This is a genomic window from Streptomyces sp. NPDC079167 (assembly GCF_040686735.1).
GTDB lineage: Bacteria > Actinomycetota > Actinomycetes > Streptomycetales > Streptomycetaceae > Streptomyces.
The window spans coordinates 1-17,013 of the sequence record NZ_JBFBLO010000009.1 but is presented as its reverse complement, the minus strand read 5'-3'; the positions used below and the strand labels follow the sequence as shown (position 1 = coordinate 17,013).

15 protein-coding genes and 1 riboswitch are annotated in these 17,013 nt (G+C 69.2%); of the genes, 3 read left to right on the top strand and 12 right to left on the bottom strand.

Annotation, left to right across the window (positions count from 1 at the left end):
- Positions 1-12 precede the first annotated feature (12 nt).
- On the bottom strand, positions 13-1,518 hold the full coding sequence (locus AB0P41_RS19815) for a glutamate-cysteine ligase family protein (RefSeq protein ID WP_356716646.1): 1,506 nt from the start codon (positions 1,516-1,518) through the stop codon (positions 13-15).
- A 492-nt stretch (positions 1,519-2,010) separates the two neighbouring features.
- Between AB0P41_RS19815 and AB0P41_RS19810 the strand changes: the two genes are divergently transcribed.
- Both AB0P41_RS19810 and AB0P41_RS19805 read left to right on the top strand, forming a co-directional pair.
- Entirely contained in the window at positions 2,011-2,625 is a 615-nt protein-coding gene (locus AB0P41_RS19810) for a hypothetical protein (RefSeq protein ID WP_356716647.1), read from the top strand.
- A gap of 288 nt (positions 2,626-2,913) precedes the next feature.
- Entirely contained in the window at positions 2,914-3,120 is a 207-nt protein-coding gene (locus AB0P41_RS19805; RefSeq protein WP_356716649.1) for a DUF5999 family protein, read from the top strand.
- 67 nt (positions 3,121-3,187) lie between these two features.
- Here the strand turns inward: AB0P41_RS19805 and gcvP are convergent, their stop codons facing one another.
- A complete protein-coding gene (gene gcvP, locus AB0P41_RS19800) occupies positions 3,188-6,073 on the bottom strand; it encodes an aminomethyl-transferring glycine dehydrogenase (protein ID WP_356716651.1) in 2,886 nt (961 codons plus the stop codon).
- Positions 6,074-6,266: 193 nt separating this feature from the next.
- A riboswitch (glycine riboswitch) is annotated at positions 6,267-6,362 on the bottom strand.
- A 133-nt stretch (positions 6,363-6,495) separates the two neighbouring features.
- On the opposite strand from gcvP, the gene AB0P41_RS19795 reads away from it, so the two are divergent.
- Entirely contained in the window at positions 6,496-6,867 is a 372-nt protein-coding gene (locus AB0P41_RS19795) for a PRC-barrel domain-containing protein (protein ID WP_365933189.1), read from the top strand.
- Here the strand turns inward: AB0P41_RS19795 and AB0P41_RS19790 are convergent.
- The 10 genes from AB0P41_RS19790 to AB0P41_RS19745 form a co-directional block, all read right to left on the bottom strand.
- Positions 6,789-8,258 carry a DNA polymerase IV gene (locus tag AB0P41_RS19790; RefSeq protein ID WP_365933186.1) on the bottom strand — a complete coding sequence of 490 codons (1,470 nt, stop codon included), beginning with the start codon at positions 8,256-8,258 and terminating at the stop codon, positions 6,789-6,791. The genes AB0P41_RS19795 and AB0P41_RS19790 overlap by 79 nt on opposite strands.
- Before the next feature lie 65 nt (positions 8,259-8,323).
- Positions 8,324-8,941, bottom strand: a complete 618-nt coding sequence (locus AB0P41_RS19785; RefSeq protein ID WP_104790518.1) for a MerR family transcriptional regulator — start codon at positions 8,939-8,941, stop codon at positions 8,324-8,326.
- Positions 8,942-9,108: 167 nt separating this feature from the next.
- Positions 9,109-9,582, bottom strand: a complete 474-nt coding sequence (locus tag AB0P41_RS19780; protein ID WP_006123076.1) for a bifunctional nuclease family protein — start codon at positions 9,580-9,582, stop codon at positions 9,109-9,111.
- Between the two features lie 53 nt (positions 9,583-9,635).
- On the bottom strand, positions 9,636-10,370 hold the full coding sequence (locus AB0P41_RS19775; protein ID WP_356716657.1) for a MerR family transcriptional regulator: 735 nt from the start codon (positions 10,368-10,370) through the stop codon (positions 9,636-9,638).
- A gap of 41 nt (positions 10,371-10,411) precedes the next feature.
- The gene (locus AB0P41_RS19770) at positions 10,412-11,185 is read right to left on the bottom strand and encodes an FHA domain-containing protein (protein ID WP_356716659.1); all 774 of its coding nucleotides are present in this window, start codon (positions 11,183-11,185) and stop codon (positions 10,412-10,414) included.
- Positions 11,186-11,375: 190 nt separating this feature from the next.
- Positions 11,376-12,245, bottom strand: a complete 870-nt coding sequence (locus AB0P41_RS19765; RefSeq protein ID WP_356716661.1) for a DUF881 domain-containing protein — start codon at positions 12,243-12,245, stop codon at positions 11,376-11,378.
- Between the two features lie 17 nt (positions 12,246-12,262).
- Complete coding sequence (locus AB0P41_RS19760; RefSeq protein WP_003970459.1) at positions 12,263-12,595, bottom strand: small basic family protein; 333 nt, start codon at positions 12,593-12,595, stop codon at positions 12,263-12,265.
- Complete coding sequence (locus AB0P41_RS19755) at positions 12,592-13,512, bottom strand: DUF881 domain-containing protein (protein ID WP_356716663.1); 921 nt, start codon at positions 13,510-13,512, stop codon at positions 12,592-12,594. The genes AB0P41_RS19760 and AB0P41_RS19755 overlap by 4 nt, the downstream gene beginning before the upstream one ends.
- A gap of 98 nt (positions 13,513-13,610) precedes the next feature.
- A complete protein-coding gene (locus AB0P41_RS19750; protein ID WP_356716665.1) occupies positions 13,611-16,106 on the bottom strand; it encodes a mannose-1-phosphate guanyltransferase in 2,496 nt (831 codons plus the stop codon).
- Positions 16,107-16,216: 110 nt separating this feature from the next.
- Entirely contained in the window at positions 16,217-16,825 is a 609-nt protein-coding gene (locus AB0P41_RS19745) for a CDP-alcohol phosphatidyltransferase family protein (RefSeq protein ID WP_104790512.1), read from the bottom strand.
- Positions 16,826-17,013 lie beyond the last annotated feature (188 nt).

Sequence of the window (17,013 nt, the reverse complement as noted above, 5' to 3'; positions counted from 1 at the left end):
GGCGGCATCTCCTCAGGGCGCGGGAAAGCCGATGGGCCAGGTGTGCACCGGCTCACCCACCTGCATCAGCTCGCCGTAGCGCCGGGTGGTGGCTGCCAGCGCGCCCTCCCGTTCGAGCCCCGCGTCCAGGGCGCGGTGATAGGTGTCGACCTGCCAGGAGGCGCCGTTCACCCTGAGCCTGCAGCGCTCCTCGATGACGCCGAGGTAGCGGTCCCGGTCCGAGGGCTCGATGTTCCACGCGTCCAGCCCGGCGGCCGCGAGCGGCAGCAGTTCGTCGCGTACGAGTTTGACGGCCGGCACCTTCGCCACGCCGCCGGAGCGTCCGGGGCGCGGCCACAGCAACTCGGCGTCGATCCCGTGCCGGCAGGCGGCGTCGAAGTTCTCGGCTGCCGCCTCGAAGGGCAGCTTGGTCCACACCGGCCGGGATTCGTCGGCGAGCGCGCGCACCAGCCCGTAGTAGAAGGCGGCGTTGGCGATCACATCGTCGACGGTGGGACCGGCGGGCAGGACCCGGTTCTCGACCCTCAGGTGGGGCACGCCGTCGGCCAGCCCGTACACCGGCCGGTTCCACCGGTAGACCGTGCCGTTGTGCAGGACGAGCTCGGCCAGGGTCGGCACACCACCCTCGTCGAGGACCCGCAGGGGGTCCTCGTCGTCGCAGATCGGCAGCAGGGGCGGGTAGTAGCGCAGGTTCTCCTCGAAGAGCTCGTACGCCGAACTGATCCAGCGCTCCCCGAACCAGGTCCTGGGGCGCACCCCCTGGTTCCGCAGTTCGGGCGGCCGCACGTCCGTGGCCTGCTGGAACAGCGGCGGCCTCGACTCGCGCCACAGCTCCTTGCCGAACAGGAAGGGGGAGTTGGCGCCGAGTGCGATCTGCACGGACGCGATGGCCTGCGCCGCGTTCCAGACGTCGGCGAAGCGGTCCGGCGTCACCTGCAGGTGCAACTGGACCGAGGTACAGGCCGACTCGGGGGCGATCGAGGCGGAGGTCGCGACCAATCGCTCGACACCTTCGATATCGAGGACGAATTCCTCGCCGCGTGCGGCGGCCATTTGGTCGTTGAGGAGCGTGTAACGGTCGACGTCCGAGAGGTTCGCCGAAACCACGTCGTCCCGGCCGAGGGTCGGCAGGATGCCGATCATCACGATCCCCGCGTCGACCTCCGCGGCCTTGCGGTGGGCATAGGCGAGCCCCGTGCGCAGCTCCTCGGCCAGCTGATCGAATACCCGGCCGCTCAGCCGGTGGGGAAGAATATTTACTTCCAGGTTGAACATCCCCAGTTCGGTCTGGAAATCCCGGCTGGCGATGCGCTGGAGCACCTCCGCATTCCGCATCCTCGGCATGCCGTCCGATCCCGCGAGATTCAGCTCGATCTCCAGTCCCATGAGATTCCTGGGACGATCGAACCTCCGCTCCGACAGGAGCCTCTCCAGCCCCGTCAGGCACTGGGTGAGCTTCTCGCGGTACGCCTGCCGATCGGACGCGGCAAAGGCGCCCGCCACGACCTTCTCGCCCATCGAAGGGTCCCTCCTCGAGTGGGCGGCCCGCGGCACAGGCCGCTCGTATCACGATCGATAATGCCCCGACGAGATGATCCGTAACGTCCCCACGACCGATGGGCACCCAGTAGTCTGGTGACTGGAGCCGGAGGCACATTCCGAAGGCATGGGGCATATGCAGTTTGCCCGATCGGGTTGCCCGGCTGAAACGCCGACGTGTTTCAGCCTACCGCCGCGCCGGGAAAGTACCTGGCGACGCGGGTCGGGAGCGGCCCGGATCCACAGAAAACGCGCAATTCAAAGTCTCGAATCCACCTTGCGGGCAATATGCGGGTCGGCTAGCCGAAACACCGTGTGAACATTTGTCGTATAAACTCTGCGAACGAGGCAGAGAGTTGACGCATCGGTCCGTCCGCCCCGTCACCGGCCTTCCTCTGGCCCCGCACGCCGACAGCGCCGTCTGCACCCGCCCACGCACCACCGTGTCTCCGAAGTGAGAGGCGACCCACTATGCCGCTGCATGTTTCTCCGGCCCCAGCGCCCGCACTGCGCAGCGTTCTCGCGGCACTCGGTTCTCCCACCGCAGTCCGCGAGGCCCATACGCCCGCTCTCCGGTCCGTCCAGGGATCGCTGAGCCCCGAACTCCCGCTCCCCGTCCATGTACTGGACCGGATCGTGCCGAACGACGCCGCACCGCGCACCCGCCTCGCCGGCTGGCGCTTCCTGATCCGCAGCGGTGAGCGCGCCGTCGCCGCCGCGGACACCATGCTCACCGCCGACGGCTGGACCTTCTCGCACTTCTTCGAGGGCCCGTACATCGTCTCCACCGAACTCGCCGTACGCCAGGCGGAGTCGGCGACGGCGCATTACCAGCCCCGGCTGCTGTCGGTGCCCGAGCTCTACATGTTCACGCTGTGGCTGCATCACGACATCGAGGCCGACGCCGGCGCCGGCACGCTCGCTCCGACCGATGTACTGGTGCCCCTGGCACCCGCTCCCCCGGGCATCACGGCCCACCGTCCGCACCACGTCGCGGAGCTGCTCCCGGTCATGACACTGCGTGTCGCCCCGGCGCCTCTTCCGGACCTTCCCGAACTTCCCGGCCTCCTCGGTTCGCCGGCCTGACACCCCTGACCCACGCGCCCCCGCCGAGCTGCTCGGCGGGGGCGCGACCGTACCCGTCCGGACTAGTCCGGTCAGGTCCCCCCGAACCATCCGAACGGACAGCCCAGTTGGATCGAACCGTCCGGCCGGGTGATGCGTCAGGGGAGGAGAACAGCAGCTGCCGCGAAATCCCTGCGGAGAGACGTCCGTAGGGCAACACTGGGACCGGACCGACTTGATACGGGGGCGGCCATGAGCCATTCGTCCAGCCGCAGGACACTCGAATCGACGCAGCGAAAGAACCCACCCATGTGCCAGCACCAGCCACCCTGCCCGACCGCTGACTCCAACGACCGGGAAGCCGCACGTCTGATGGCCCACCACCCGGAACAGGGCTGGAGCCTCCTGTGCAACGGCGTCCTGCTCTTCGAGGACACCGGTGAGCTGCTCCCCGACGGGCAGATCATCGCCCCGCACCGCCCACTGAAGAGCGCTCAGGTGGCGAAGGCCGCCTGACCGCGGCAGACGGAACACGGGGGCCGGCCGGAGAAGTCTCCGCACCGGCCCCGACGCGTATCCCTGCTTACTGGTCGTACTCGTCCAGGGGCGGGCAGGAGCAGACGAGGTTGCGGTCACCGAACGCACCGTCGATCCGGCGCACCGGCGGCCAGTACTTGTCCGAAGGCGTGACGCCGGCGGGGAAGACCGCCTCCTCGCGGCTGTAGGCGTGGGTCCACTCGCCACCGAGCGCCGCCGCCGTGTGCGGGGCGTTGCGCAGCGGGTTGTCGTCCCCGCTCCACTCGCCGGAGGCGACCTTGTCGATCTCACCGCGGATGGCGATCATCGTGTCGCAGAACCGGTCGAGCTCAGCCAGGTCCTCGCTCTCCGTCGGCTCGATCATCAGCGTCCCGGCCACCGGGAACGACATGGTCGGCGAGTGGAAGCCGTAGTCGATCAGCCGCTTCGCGATGTCGTCGATGCTGACACCGGTCGCCTTGGAGACGGGCCGCAGGTCCACGATGCACTCGTGCGCGACCAGGCCGGCCGGGCCGTTGTAGAGGACCGGGAAGTGCGGTTCGAGGCGCTTGGCGATGTAGTTGGCCGCGAGTACGGCGACCTGCGTCGCACGCTTCAGACCCTCGCCCCCCATGAGGCGTACGTACGCCCATGAGATCGGCAGGATGCCCGCCGAGCCCCACGGAGCGGCCGAGATCGGCCCGACGCCGGTCTCGGGGCCCGCCGCGGGCTGGAGGGGGTGGTTGGGGAGGTACGGCGCCAGGTGGGCGCGCACTCCGACCGGGCCGACACCCGGGCCGCCGCCGCCGTGCGGGATGCAGAAGGTCTTGTGCAGGTTCAGGTGGGAGACGTCGCCGCCGAAGTGGCCCGGCTTGGCGAGACCGACCAGGGCGTTGAGGTTGGCACCGTCGACGTACACCTGGCCGCCGGCGTCGTGCACCTCCCCGCAGATGTCCGCGACGTGCTCCTCGAAGACCCCGTGCGTGGAGGGGTAGGTGATCATGAGGACGGCGAGCTCGTCGCGGTGGGCCGCGATCTTGGCCCGGAGATCCTCTATGTCGACCTCGCCGTCGTCGGCGGTCTTCACCACGACGACCTTCATCCCGGCCATCACGGCGCTGGCGGCGTTGGTGCCGTGCGCGGAGGACGGGATCAGGCAGACCGTGCGTCCGTGGTCCCCGTTGGCCCGGTGGTAGGCGCGCACGGCCAGCAGGCCGGCGAATTCACCCTGCGAGCCGGCGTTGGGCTGGATGGAGACGGCGTCGTACCCGGTGACCTCGGCGAGACGCTCCTCCAGCTCCCGGATGAGGGTGAGGAAGCCCTGCGCCTGCTCGGCCGGCGCGAAGGGGTGCAGCGCGCCGAATTCGGGCCAGGTGATCGACTCCATCTCGGCGGTCGCGTTGAGCTTCATCGTGCAGGAGCCGAGCGGGATCATGCCGCGGTCCAGCGCGTAGTCGCGGTCGGCGAGCTTGCGCAGGTAGCGCAGCATCGCCGTCTCGGAGCGGTACTGGTGGAAGACCGGGTGGGTGAGGACGTCGTCGCCGCGCAGCAGCCCCTCGGGCAGCGCGTCGGCCGTTCCGGCATCCAGCGCCTCGATGTCGCCCCCGGCCCCGAAGGCCGCCCAGACCGCGGCGACCTGGGTGCGGGTCGTGGTCTCGTCACAGGCGACGGAGACGTGGTCGGCGTCGACGAGCCGCAGGTTCACTCCGCGCTCACGCGCGTCGGCGACCACACCGGCCGCTCCCCCCGGAACGCGGACGGTGAGGGTGTCGAAGTACGCGTCGTGCACGACCTCGGTTCCGGCGGCGCGCAGCCCCTCGGCCAGGATGGCGGCGAACCGGTGGGTGCGCCGGGCGATCGTCCGCAGCCCCTCGGGCCCGTGGTAGACGGCGTACATTCCGGCCATGACGGCGAGCAGCACCTGGGCGGTGCAGATGTTGCTGGTGGCCTTCTCACGGCGGATGTGCTGCTCGCGCGTCTGCAGCGCCAGCCGGTAGGCCTTGTTGCCGTCCGCGTCGACGGAGACCCCGACGAGGCGTCCGGGGAGGCTGCGGGCGAACTTCTCGCGCACGGCCATGAAGCCGGCGTGCGGTCCGCCGAAGCCCATCGGGACACCGAAGCGCTGGGTGGTCCCCACGGCGATGTCCGCACCCAGCTCGCCGGGCGAGGTGAGCAGGGTCAGGGCCAGCAGGTCGGCTGCGACGGACACGATCGCGCCCAGCTCGTGCGCCTGGTCGATGACGGGCTTGATGTCGCGCACGGCGCCGGAGGCGCCCGGGTACTGGAGCAGCACGCCGAAGACGCCCCGCTCGGCGATCTCGGCGGGGATGCCCTCGCCGAGGTCGGCGACGACCACCTCGACACCGGTCGGCTCTGCGCGGGTCTCGATCACGGCGACGGTCTGCGGCAGGGTGTCGGAGTCGACCAGGAAGACGCCGCCCTTCACCTTGCCGACCCGCCGGGCCAGAGCCATGGCCTCGGCCGCCGCGGTGCCCTCGTCGAGGAGCGAGGCGCCCGAGGTCGGCAGCCCCGTGAGGTCGGCGACCATCGTCTGGAAGTTCAGGAGGGCTTCGAGCCGCCCCTGGGAGATCTCCGGCTGGTACGGCGTGTAGGCCGTGTACCAGGCGGGGTTCTCCATGACGTTGCGCAGGATCACCGGCGGGGTGAACGTGCCGTAGTAACCGAGCCCGATCATCGGTGCGAGCACCTGGTTACGGTCGGCGAGGCTGCGCAGCTCTGCCAGGACCTCGGCCTCCGTACGGGCCTCGGGAAGGTTCAGTGCCTCGGCACTCCGGATCACGTCGGGCACCGCCGCGGCGGTGAGCTCGTCGAGGGAGCCGTAGCCGACCTGGGCCAGCATCTTCGCCTGGGCCTCGGCATCGGGCCCGATGTGGCGCTGCTCGAACGGAATGCCCTGCTCCAGCTGGGAGAGCGGAGTGCGACGGGGGGTCATGATGGAGGCCTCCTGGTCTGTCACGACCTGCGAGGGGCGCCACGGCGTGGCTGCCCGAACGGCCTCCCCATCTGTCATCTCGACCTGAGAGCTTCACCGGCACGCCCCGGGGCATACCGGCTTTCACCGTCGGTGAGGGTGGTCCCCGTCGCGGCACGTGCCGTACGGATCCCGCCCTGCTTTCCAGAGTGACCTCGTCCGTGCGGTACGGGGGCCTGAGAGATTCCGGGGAGGAGTTGCTCCTTCGGCGCCTCCGAATCGCTCCGGAGGACTCTCCCGCACAGGGTCAGCAGCCGTGCTCCAGCCTACCAGCGGGGCCGGGGCGGGCCGTCTCGAGTGGCCGACCTCCGGGATCTGGCATTTCGTAGTGCCTGTGGAGCAGCCGCGACCACCTGATGCAGTCGTGACCAGTGGGAGGCACCGTGCAGACCGACATCGATCCGCGCAGCCTGATCGGCCGCAAGGCCTTCGACCGACAAGGTGCAAAGATCGGAACGGTGGACGAGGTCTATCTCGACGACGCCACCGGGGTCCCCGAGTGGGCCGCCGTCCGCACCGGTCTCTTCACCAGGGACGCGTTCGTCCCGCTGGAACCGAGCGAATTCGTCGACGGCGCACTGGTGGTCCCCTTCGAGCGGGCCCTGATCAAGGACGCGCCCGACTTCGGCGTGGGCCGCCATCTCTCTCCCGAGCAGGAGTTGCAGCTCTACCGCCATTACGGGCTGGACTCCTCCCCCTCAGCCGACCCGGCTCCGGACAGGGACTTCGGCAGGCTCGCGGGCCACGAGGAGTAGTCCACCGGGTCCCGGACCAGACGGAGCGGATCGGCCGGCTGCAGCTGCGGATCGTCGATCCGGAACGTCCGCACCCGGCCGGGTGGCGTCCACGGTTCCTCGAAGCGCACGGTGACCCGGCCGACGCCGCTGCCCTGCACCCAGCCGTGCCCGTGGACCTCGTGCCGTACGTCGTGCCCGGCCGGCCAGCGCCGCGCGGCCAGTTGTTCCTCGCTCGCCGCGGTCTCCCCGCCGGGCTCCTCCTCCGCCCCGCGCCGCCCCTCGTGCGCCGCGGCATCCGCCGCGGCCGCGGCGGACTTCCCGGCGGCGTGCTCCGCGTCGGCGGCCTGCGCGAACAGGTCCTCCTGCGTGAAGTCCGCCAGCCCCGTGACACCGACGCCGAGCAGCCGGACGCCGCCGGTCGTGTCCACGGCCTCCAGAAGCCGCGCAGCGGCCTCCCTGACCACCGTCGGGTCGTCCGTGGGGCCACGCAGCGTCTCGGACCTCGTGAGCGTCGAGAAGTCGTAGCGGCGCACCTTGAGGACGACGGTGCGCCCGGAACGGCCGGCGCCCCGCAGCCGCTGCACGCACCGGTCCGCGAGCCGCTCGACCTCCGTCCTCACGCGCACCCGGTCGTGGAGGTCGACGTCGAAGGTGTCCTCGACCGACACGGACTTGGCGTCCCTCTCCGCGACGACGGGGCGGTCGTCGTACCCCTGCGCCATGCGGTGGAGCGCGACGCCGTGCGCCTTGCCCAGCAGCCGCACGAGCTCCGCCTCGCCCGCCTCCGCCAGGTGACTGACGAGGGTCATTCCGGCGCGCCGGAGATGGTCACCTGTGGCGGGGCCCACGCCCGGGAGGACGCGCACGGACATGGGTGCCAGGAGCTCACGCTCGGTGCCGGGCTCGATCAGCAGCAGCCCGTCCGGTTTCGCCTCCTCGGAGGCGATCTTGGCCAGCATCTTGGAGCCTGCCAGGCCGACGGAGCCGCTGAGTCCGGTGACGGCTCCGATGACGGTGCGCAACTGCCCGCCGATCGCCCGCGCGGACTCCGAGTCGTCGGCGACCCCGCCAGCCTCCAGGTCGACGAAGGCCTCGTCCAGGCTGAGCGGTTCGACGAGCGGGGACAGCCGCCCGAGCAGCTCCATCACCTGGTCGCTCACCGTCCGGTAGAGCGCGAAGCGCGGGACCAGATAGGCGGCGTTGGGCGCGAGGCGCCTCGCCTGTGCCATCGGCATCGCCGAATGCACGCCGAGACGCCTGGCCTCGTACGACGCGGTGGCGACCACGCCACGCGTCCCCAGGCCGCCCACCACCACCGGCTTGCCGCGCAGGCTCGGCTTCGACGCCTGCTCGGCCGAGGCGTAGAAGGCATCCATGTCGAGATGCAGAATGGTGGGCGCGGCTCTCACATGGACCGATGCTGCCCTATGCCACTGACAACCGCCCTGCCCGGCGCACGTACCGTGCCGGTGACTCAGCCCGCGCGATTACGGCGACGCGCGAGTTCGTCGGCGGGGTTGTGGCCGATCAGCGTCTCCCCTGTGTCGACACGCTCTCCGTGGAGCTGGGACAGCGCCGCGTCGACGTCCCGCCAGACGACGCCGACGGCGATGCCGAAGACGCCCTGGCCGCCCTGGAGGAGATTCACGACCTCGTCGGGCGAGGAGCACTCGTAGACCGTCGCACCGTCGCTCATCAGGGTCATCCGCTCGAGATCCGTGAATCCGCGCGCCCTGAGGTGCTGCACGGTGGTCCGGATGTTCTGCAGAGCGACCCCCGTGTCCAGGAACCGTTTGACGATCTTGAGGAGAACCACGTCCCGGAAACTGTAGAGACGCTGCGTCCCCGACCCGTACGCCGGACGCACGCTCGGCTCCACCAGCCCCGTACGCGCCCAGTAGTCGAGCTGTCGGTAGGTGATCCCGGCCGCCGCGCACGCTGTCGGCCCCCGATAGCCGATGTCCCCTGCCACTCCCACACCGTCCGCTGCCACCACAGCCGGCTGAACCGGCTGTCTGATGGAGTGGTCGGCCGCACTGCCGTGCTGCCGGTACGGCCCACCCGCAGCCGTACCGTCGCCGCTGCTTCTCACGCCGACCTCCGTCCTTGACCTGCCACCTCGAAGGTAGGCAGTCACCAGGGGTGCGTCAACGATCGCCACACTCGGCACGCCGAGTGATAATCACCCTGAGGGTGGTTTCCCGTGACTGATTTACGGGAACGGCTTGTCGGATGCGCTGACACAGCCTCCGCGGAAGGTCACTGGCTGTTGGTACCGAAGTCCTCCGGCGAGATCTGGTCGAGGAACTCGCGGAACTTCTCCACCTCGTCCTCCTGCTCGTCCGGGATGGCGATACCCGCGTCGTCCAGCACCCCGTCACTGCCGTAGATGGGCGTGCCGGTGCGCAGGGCGAGCGCTATGGCGTCGGACGGCCGCGCGCTCACCTCCACCCCGCTGGCAAAGACCAGCTCCGCGTAGAAAACCCCTTCCCGCAGGTCCGTGATGCGGACCTCGGTGAGCTCCTGGCCTACGGCCTCGAGCACATCCTTGAAGAGATCATGGGTCAGCGGCCTGGCCGGAGCCATGCCCTGCTGGGCGAAGGCGATCGCGGTCGCTTCCCCAGGGCCGATCCAAATAGGGAGGTACCGGTCGCCTCCCACTTCACGCAGGAGCACGATCGGTTGGTTGGAGGGCATTTCCACCCGGACACCCACAACGTCGAGCTCGTTCACACAGCAACCCTAGGACGTGCCCGCCATGTTTGGATAGTCGGGCTCCTCCGCCCTCAGTGGAAGCCGGCCTTCAGAGCGCTCTGCACCAGCGCGGCATGGAGCCGGACGGAGAGGTCCGCGAGCTCCTTCGCGGTGGCCTCCGCATGTGCTCTGGTCTGCGGATTCCGGTGTCGGCGCAGCGGCGCGACCACCTGCTCGACCAGCCCTGCCTCACGCTCAGCGGCGGCCTTGACGGCCCGCAGATGCCGAGGTTCGAGACCGAATCTGCCCAGGTCCGCCACCAGCCGTGCCACATTCACGGCCTCGGCGTCGTAGCTCCCGCCGGCGGCGGGCACGATCAGCCCGTACGACTCCCACTCGTCGAGCTGCTCCTCGGTCGCCTCGGTGGCCGCCAGGAGCTCGGAGCGTCCGATACGGGCGGCGGTGGCCTGCCCCTGGTCCCGGAGGGCGTCGGCGGGATCGCCCGGACCTCCGTGCGGCAGTGCCGCCTGCTCACCGCGTGCGAGGGCCTCCAGGTGCTCACGGATGACCTTGAGCGGCAGGTAGTGGTCGCGCTGCATGCGCAGCACCTGCGCCAGCCGCTCGACGTCGGAGGGGCTGAACTTCCGGTAGCCCGACGGCGTCCGCTGGGGCTCGATGAGCCCCTCCGTCTCCAGGAAGCGGATCTTGGAGATGGTGACTTCGGGAAATTCGTCGCGCAGCTGCAGAAGCACCGTGCCGATGCTCATCGCGCGCTGGCCGGCGGCGGCGGTGCCGTTACCGGCACCGCCTGTCGGTGTTCGCAGCATGGACCTTCCTGGGGTCCCCCCGGACACTGTCCGGGGGAGGGTCACACGCCCCGCTGGCTCGCGTAGAAGACCAGCCGGTACTTTCCGATCTGGACTTCGTCGCCGTTGGTCAGCGCGACGGAATCGATGCGCTCGCGGTTGACATAGGTGCCGTTGAGGCTGCCGACGTCTCCCACGGTGAAACTACCGTCCGGGTTCCTGTGGAACTCCACATGACGCCGCGACACGGTCACGTCGTCGAGGAAGATGTCGCTCTGGGGGTGACGGCCGGCCGTCGTCAGGTCACCGTCCAGCAGGAAGCGGCTGCCGGAGTTCGGGCCGCGTCGCACCACCAGCAGCGCGGAACCCGCCGGCAGGGCGTCGACGGCGGCCTGTGCCTCCGGGGAGAGCGACGGAACGGCCGTCTGGCCTGTCGCCTCCGCCTCGTACGCCTCGATACCGGAGATCGAGATGGTCGAGGTCGTCTCCGAGGCACGCTCGGGCACTCCGCCCCTCAGCGGCGCACCGCAGTTGGAGCAGAAGCGGCTGGCCGCGGCATTGCGATGCCCGCACCTCGTACAAACCGGCATGGACGAGCCCTCCGGAGCGGGGGTGAACCCTCCACCCGTACTCGAGGTCGATGGCTCCCCGAAACCTATGCGCCCTGCACCTCCGGGGTCAACGGACGACGCGCCGGCGCCTCCCTGGACCTCGTCGCGGAAGAGCGGGCGCTCCGAACCCTGCTCCTCGGCGCCCTGACGCGGAGCGCGGTGGCGGGCAGCGCTGTTGCTGTCCTCGCGGGCGCTCTTTCCGAACAACTTCGCAAACAACTTCACGGGCGTTTCCCCTTGACCGAAATAGACCCGCCCGTGGGGCAGGACGAACCCTGAATGACCACACCTGCCGACCCGGACATCCTCACAACGTCCGTATCCACCCGACAGTTTCCACCACGCGTCACCGATCCGTTGCGCCGACCCCCCGCAACCTCGCGCCCGTGTCCTTCGACTCCGGCGCACCGCCGCCTCACTGCGGCGACGACCGAGCGTAATCAGGCTGCTTCGGGGGCCGCAAGGCGTCCACGACGATGTCGTCGGCGCGCGCCACCTCCACCGTGGCCTGCTCCTTCTCGAGCGTCTGCACCACCCCACCGGGGATGTTCAGAGCCGGCTCCAGGTCCTGCGGCTTGCCGATGACCTTGAACTCGTAGGGAGACTCGACCTTCCGGCCGTCGACTCCCAACTCTCCCCCGTCCCCGGAGAAGTATGTGTTCGCCACCACCCGCACGCCGTTGATCTCGATGGCCTCGGCGCCCGCCGCGCGCAGCTCCTGGATGGTGTCGAGGAGCATGTCGGCCTCCACCGCACCGGCCGGGTCACTGATGGTCAGCGTGATGCCGGGGCCGTGCGCGGCTACGGTACCCGCCAGGATACCGAGCTGCCGCTCCTTCTCGAGCGTCTGCTTGCGGGCCTCCTCCGCCTGGTCGGAGCTGTTCTCCAGTTCCGTGCGCTGGTCGTCGAGGCGCTGCTTCTCGTCCTCGAGGCGCTGGGTCCGGTTGTCGAGCTCGTCGAGGATGCGGACCAGGTCCTCCTGGCGGGCCCCGCGCAGGGCGCTGTTGTCGCTGTTCGACCTGACCTGGATGGCAAGGCCCAGGCCGAGGACGAACAGCAGGAGGGCCACGATCAGTTGGGCTCTGCTCACCCTGGGCGGCCAGAGGCCCGCCCGCAGCCGCTGGCGTCCAGAGATCTCCTCCGTCCCGGCCTGCTGGGACGGGGCGGGACCGGACCGGGGTGCTTCGGGCGCTTCCGGCGGGAGCGCGCCGGCAGGCCCCCCGCTTCCGGGCCCGAACGCACGGCCGGGCTGCTGTGCGCCGCGCGGGTCCTGTTCGTTGCTCATACCGTCGCTCATCGGTCTCACGCCCGGAAGACGTGCCGGCGGATGGCCGCGGCGTTGGAGAAGATCCGGATGCCGAGCACGACCACCACACCGGTGGAGAGCTGGGCCCCGACACCCAGCTTGTCGCCCAGGAAGACGATCAGCGCGGCCACCACGACGTTCGACAGGAACGACACCACGAAGACCTTGTCCACGAAGATCCCGTCGAGCATGGCCCGCAGTCCGCCGAAGACGGCGTCGAGCGCGGCGACCACGGCGATCGGCAGGTAGGGCTCGACCACCGCCGGAACTTCGGGCCGGACCAACAGTCCGACCACGACTCCCACGACGAGGCCCAGTACGGCGATCACGATGTGCCCTTCCCTGTGTCTGCCGCACCACTGCCCGTGTCTGCGGCCTGAGGCTCTGCTGTACGTACGATCAGGCTGGGCGCGGCCGGAAGGCGCACCTTCTCCTGCTCGGAGATGCTGGTGCGGATGTCGAAGCTCTCGTGCAGCGCCTGAAGATACTGGCCGTCCGCACTGTCCTGGAAGGCCGTGGCGAGCTTCTTGCCGTCCCCCACCGCCTGCACCGTGTACGGCGGCACGAGCGGCCTGTTGTCGACCAGTATGGCGTCGCCCGCCGCGCGGATGGCGGAGAGGGCCGTCAGCCGCTGCCCGTTGATGGCGATCGCCTCGGCACCGGACTGCCAGAGACCGTTGACCACGCGCTGCATGTCCCGGTCACGTACCCGCCCGGTGTCGGCGAAGCCGGTGGACTCACGGGGGCCGCCGCCGCCCTGGTCGGTGTCCTCGGCGTCGTCCACGACCAGTTTGATGCCGGGGCCTTCGACCGGGGTGGCCCCGGACAGCAACGCCACCAGGCCGCCCTGGTCCCCACCGTGCTCCTGGAGCGCCTTGCGCTGCCGCTCGCCGACATCCTTGCGCAGTTTGTCGACATCCGCCTCGAGCGTGTCCGCCATGGAGGTCTCGGCGTTCACCCGGTCGATGAGCTCCTCGCGCTCCTTGGCCACGACGGGAGCGGCGACCCGGGCCTCCGCGGCACCGAGGGTGACCACGAGAGCGGCCAGCACCAGACCGGCGGCAAGTCCCAGCTTCGCCTTCAGCGTGCGCGGCAGCCCGTCCCGCCCCTCGGACCGGCGACGAGCCGAGGCTTCGGCGTATCCCTCGTCGAGGCTGTGTTCCATCACGGTGGTCAGCAGCGACATGGACGCGTCGGGGCGAGGACGCGGCGGAGCGCTACTCCGATCGGGGGGCGGCTGCGACATGCCGCACATCGTCGCACGTCATGCCTGCCGCCGCCGAATGGCCCCACCGTGGGTCCGCAAGCCGTGTGCCGAGGCCTGCGGACCCGTGGTGGTCCGGCTCAGTCGCCCGCGCTGTCCACGACCGCCGCCCACTCGTCGAGCAACGCCTGGGCCGAGGCGTCGTCGGGTCCCTCGGCCCACAGGTGCGTGACCGCTTCCGCACGGTCGGGCAGCACCATCACCCAGCGGCCGTCGGTCTCGACCACGCGGACGCCGTCGGTGGTGTCGACGCTGCGCTCCCCCGCCGCCTCCACGACCCGCCGCATGACGAGCCCCTTGACCGCCCATGGTGTGGCGAGGTCGCGGCGCAGCACGTGGGCACGCGGGATGCGGGCATCGATCTGGCTGAGGGTGAGCTGTGTCCTGGCGACGAGACCGATGAGTCTGACGAAGGCCGCCGCACCGTCGAAGACGCTGCTGAACTCGGGGATGATGAAGCCGCCCCGGCCGTCACCGCCGAAGATCGTGGTGTCCTCACGGCCCACGCGCGTCAGGTCGTCGGGCGACGTGGTCGTCCACTCGACCTGCGTGCCGTGGTAGGCGGCGACCTGTTCGGCGACGCGGGTGGTGGTCACCGGCAGGGCGACCCGTCCGCTCCTGCGCTCGGCCGCCACGAGGTCGAGCATGACCAGCAGCGCCCGGTCGTCCTCGATGATGCGGCCCCGCTCGTCCACGAGGGAGAGCCGTTCACCGACAGGGTCGAACCGTACGCCGAAGGCGGCCCGAGCTGACGAAACGATCTCGCCGAGGCGCACCAGTCCGGCCCGCCGCGACTCTGCGGACTCGGTGGGACGCGACTCGTCGAGCCCGGGGTTGATCGTCAGCGCGTCCACACCGAGGCGTCCGAGCAGGCTGGGCAGGACGAGCCCGGCACTGCCGTTGGACGCGTCCACCACGACCTTGAGGCCCGCGTCGGCGATGCCGCTCGTGTCGACGTTCCGGAGCAGGGAGCCGGTGTAGGAGTCGTAGACACTCGACGGGAAGTGAAGGTCACCGATCTCACCCGGGAAGGCCCGGCGGAATTCCTGACGGGCGTACACGCGGTCCAGCTTCTTCTGACGTGCCTGGGAGAGATCGGCTCCCCGCTCGTCGAAGAACATGATGTCGACCGAGTCGGGCACGCCCGGAGACGTACGGATCATGATGCCGCCGGCGCTGCCCCGCGCGGTCTGCTGGCGGGCCACCGGGAGCGGCACGTTCTCCAGGTCCCGGACATCGATGGCGCTGGCCTGGAGGGCCGAGATGACCGCTCTCTTCAGCGCGCGCGCACCACGGGAGTGGTCGCGTGCGGTCGTGACCGTCGCGCCCTTCTTCAGGGTGGTCGCGTACGCGCCTGCGAGCCGGACCGCGAGTTCCGGGGTGATCTCCACGTTCAGGATTCCGGAGACACCGCGGGCCCCGAAGAGATGTGCCTGTCCGCGCGACTCCCAGATGACCGAGGTGTTCACGAAGGCGCCGGCTTCGATGGTCTTGAACGGATAGACCCTGACGTTGCCCTGGATGATCGATTCTTCGCCGACCAGGCACTCGTCGCCGATGACGGCGCCGTCCTCGATCCGCGAGGCCCGCATGATGTCGGTGTTCTTCCCGATGACGCAGCCGCGCAGATTGCTGTGTTGCCCGATGTAGACGTTGTCGTGCACGACGGCCCGGTGGAGGAAGGCGCCGGATTTCACGACGACGTTGGAGCCGATGACCGTGTGCTCACGGATCTCGGCGCCGGCCTCGATCTTGGCGTAGTCACCGATGTAGAGCGGCCCCCGCAGAACCGCGTCGGGGTGGACCTCGGCGCCTTCCGCCACCCAGACCCCGGGCGAGATCTCGAAGCCGTCCAGCTCCACGTCGACCTTGCGCTCCAGCACGTCGGCCTGGGCCTTCACATAGCTTTCGTGCGTGCCCACGTCCTCCCAGTAGCCCTCCGCGATATAGCCGCAGATGAGCTTGCCTTCCTTCATGAGCTGCGGGAACACATCACCGGACCAGTCCACGGAGGTGTCTGCCTGGACGTAGTCGAAGACCTCGGGCTCCATGACGTAGATGCCGGTGTTCACCGTGTCCGAGAAGACCTGGCCCCACGTCGGCTTCTCCAGGAAGCGCTCCACCTTCCCGTCTTCGTCCACGATCGTGATCCCGAATTCGAGAGGGTTCGGAACCCGGGTGAGGCACACCGTGACGAGTGCGCCCTTCTCCTTGTGGAAAGCGATGAGATCGGTGAGATCGAAGTCGGTGAGGGCGTCGCCGGAAATCACCAGGAAGGTGTCGTCCTTCAGTGCCTCCTCGGCGTTCTTGACACTTCCCGCGGTTCCGAGTGGCTTCTCCTCGTTGGCATAGCTGAGCTCCATCCCGAGCTCCTCGCCGTCGCCGAAGTAATTCTTGACGAGAGAGGCGAGAAACTGGACCGTAACGACGGTCTCGTTGAGCCCATGCCGTTTGAGCAGCCTCAGCACATGCTCCATGATCGGCCGGTTGGCCACGGGCAGGAGCGGCTTGGGCATGCTTGAGGTCATGGGGCGAAGGCGGGTGCCTTCACCGCCTGCCATCACGACGGCCTTCATGTCGGAAACGTCCTCCTTGAGAGACGACGGTCTAGCCGACTTCACCCGTCAGGGCATCACCACAGCATCCGGTGCGGGCCGGCGACTCTGCACGGCTCCGCATCAACGAGCTAATCGGCTACTTCATCCGCCTTGACCAGACGGCGGACCTGGACCACGTACAGGATCCCTGCCCACCAATACAGGGTTGTACCCCACCCAGCGAACGCCCATCCGAAAATGGTGCCCAGGGAAGCAAGCCAACCACTTCCGTCGCTGAGCAGCAACAAGGGGAAGGCGTACATCAGGTTGAAGGTTGCAGCTTTTCCTAGGAAGTTCACCTGGGGCGGCGGATAGCCGTGCCGGCGAAGGATTCCCACCATGACCAGAAGCATCAGCTCACGGGCGAGGAGAGCGGCTGTCAGCCATAGCGGCAGGATCTCCCTCCATGTGAGCCCGACGAGGGTCGAAAGAATGTAGAGGCGGTCCGCGGCCGGGTCCAGGAGCCGGCCGAGGCTGCTGATCTGATTCCACCGGCGGGCGAGCTTGCCGTCGAGGTAGTCACTGACACCGCTCAGCATGAGGACCAGCAGGGCCCAGCCGTCGCTGTTGGGCCCGCCGAACACGGGGCGGAGAATCAGCCACAGGAAGAGCGGTACGCCGACGAGGCGCGCCATGCTGAGGATGTTGGGGATGGTGAGTACTCGGTCCGTCTGAACTCGAGTCTCCTGGACCTCCACCCGGGGGCCTCCTGTGAAGAACGTGCGAATGATGCCCCCTGACCTTACCCTCAGTCTCCGCGGACCGGTGCACAGGGGTACGAGGGCAGGCTCTGAACGCAGAAAAGCCCCGTGCCACAAGGGCACGGGGCTTTCCCGGAATAATTGTTCGGCGGCGTCCTACTCTCCCACAGGGTCCCCCCTGCAGT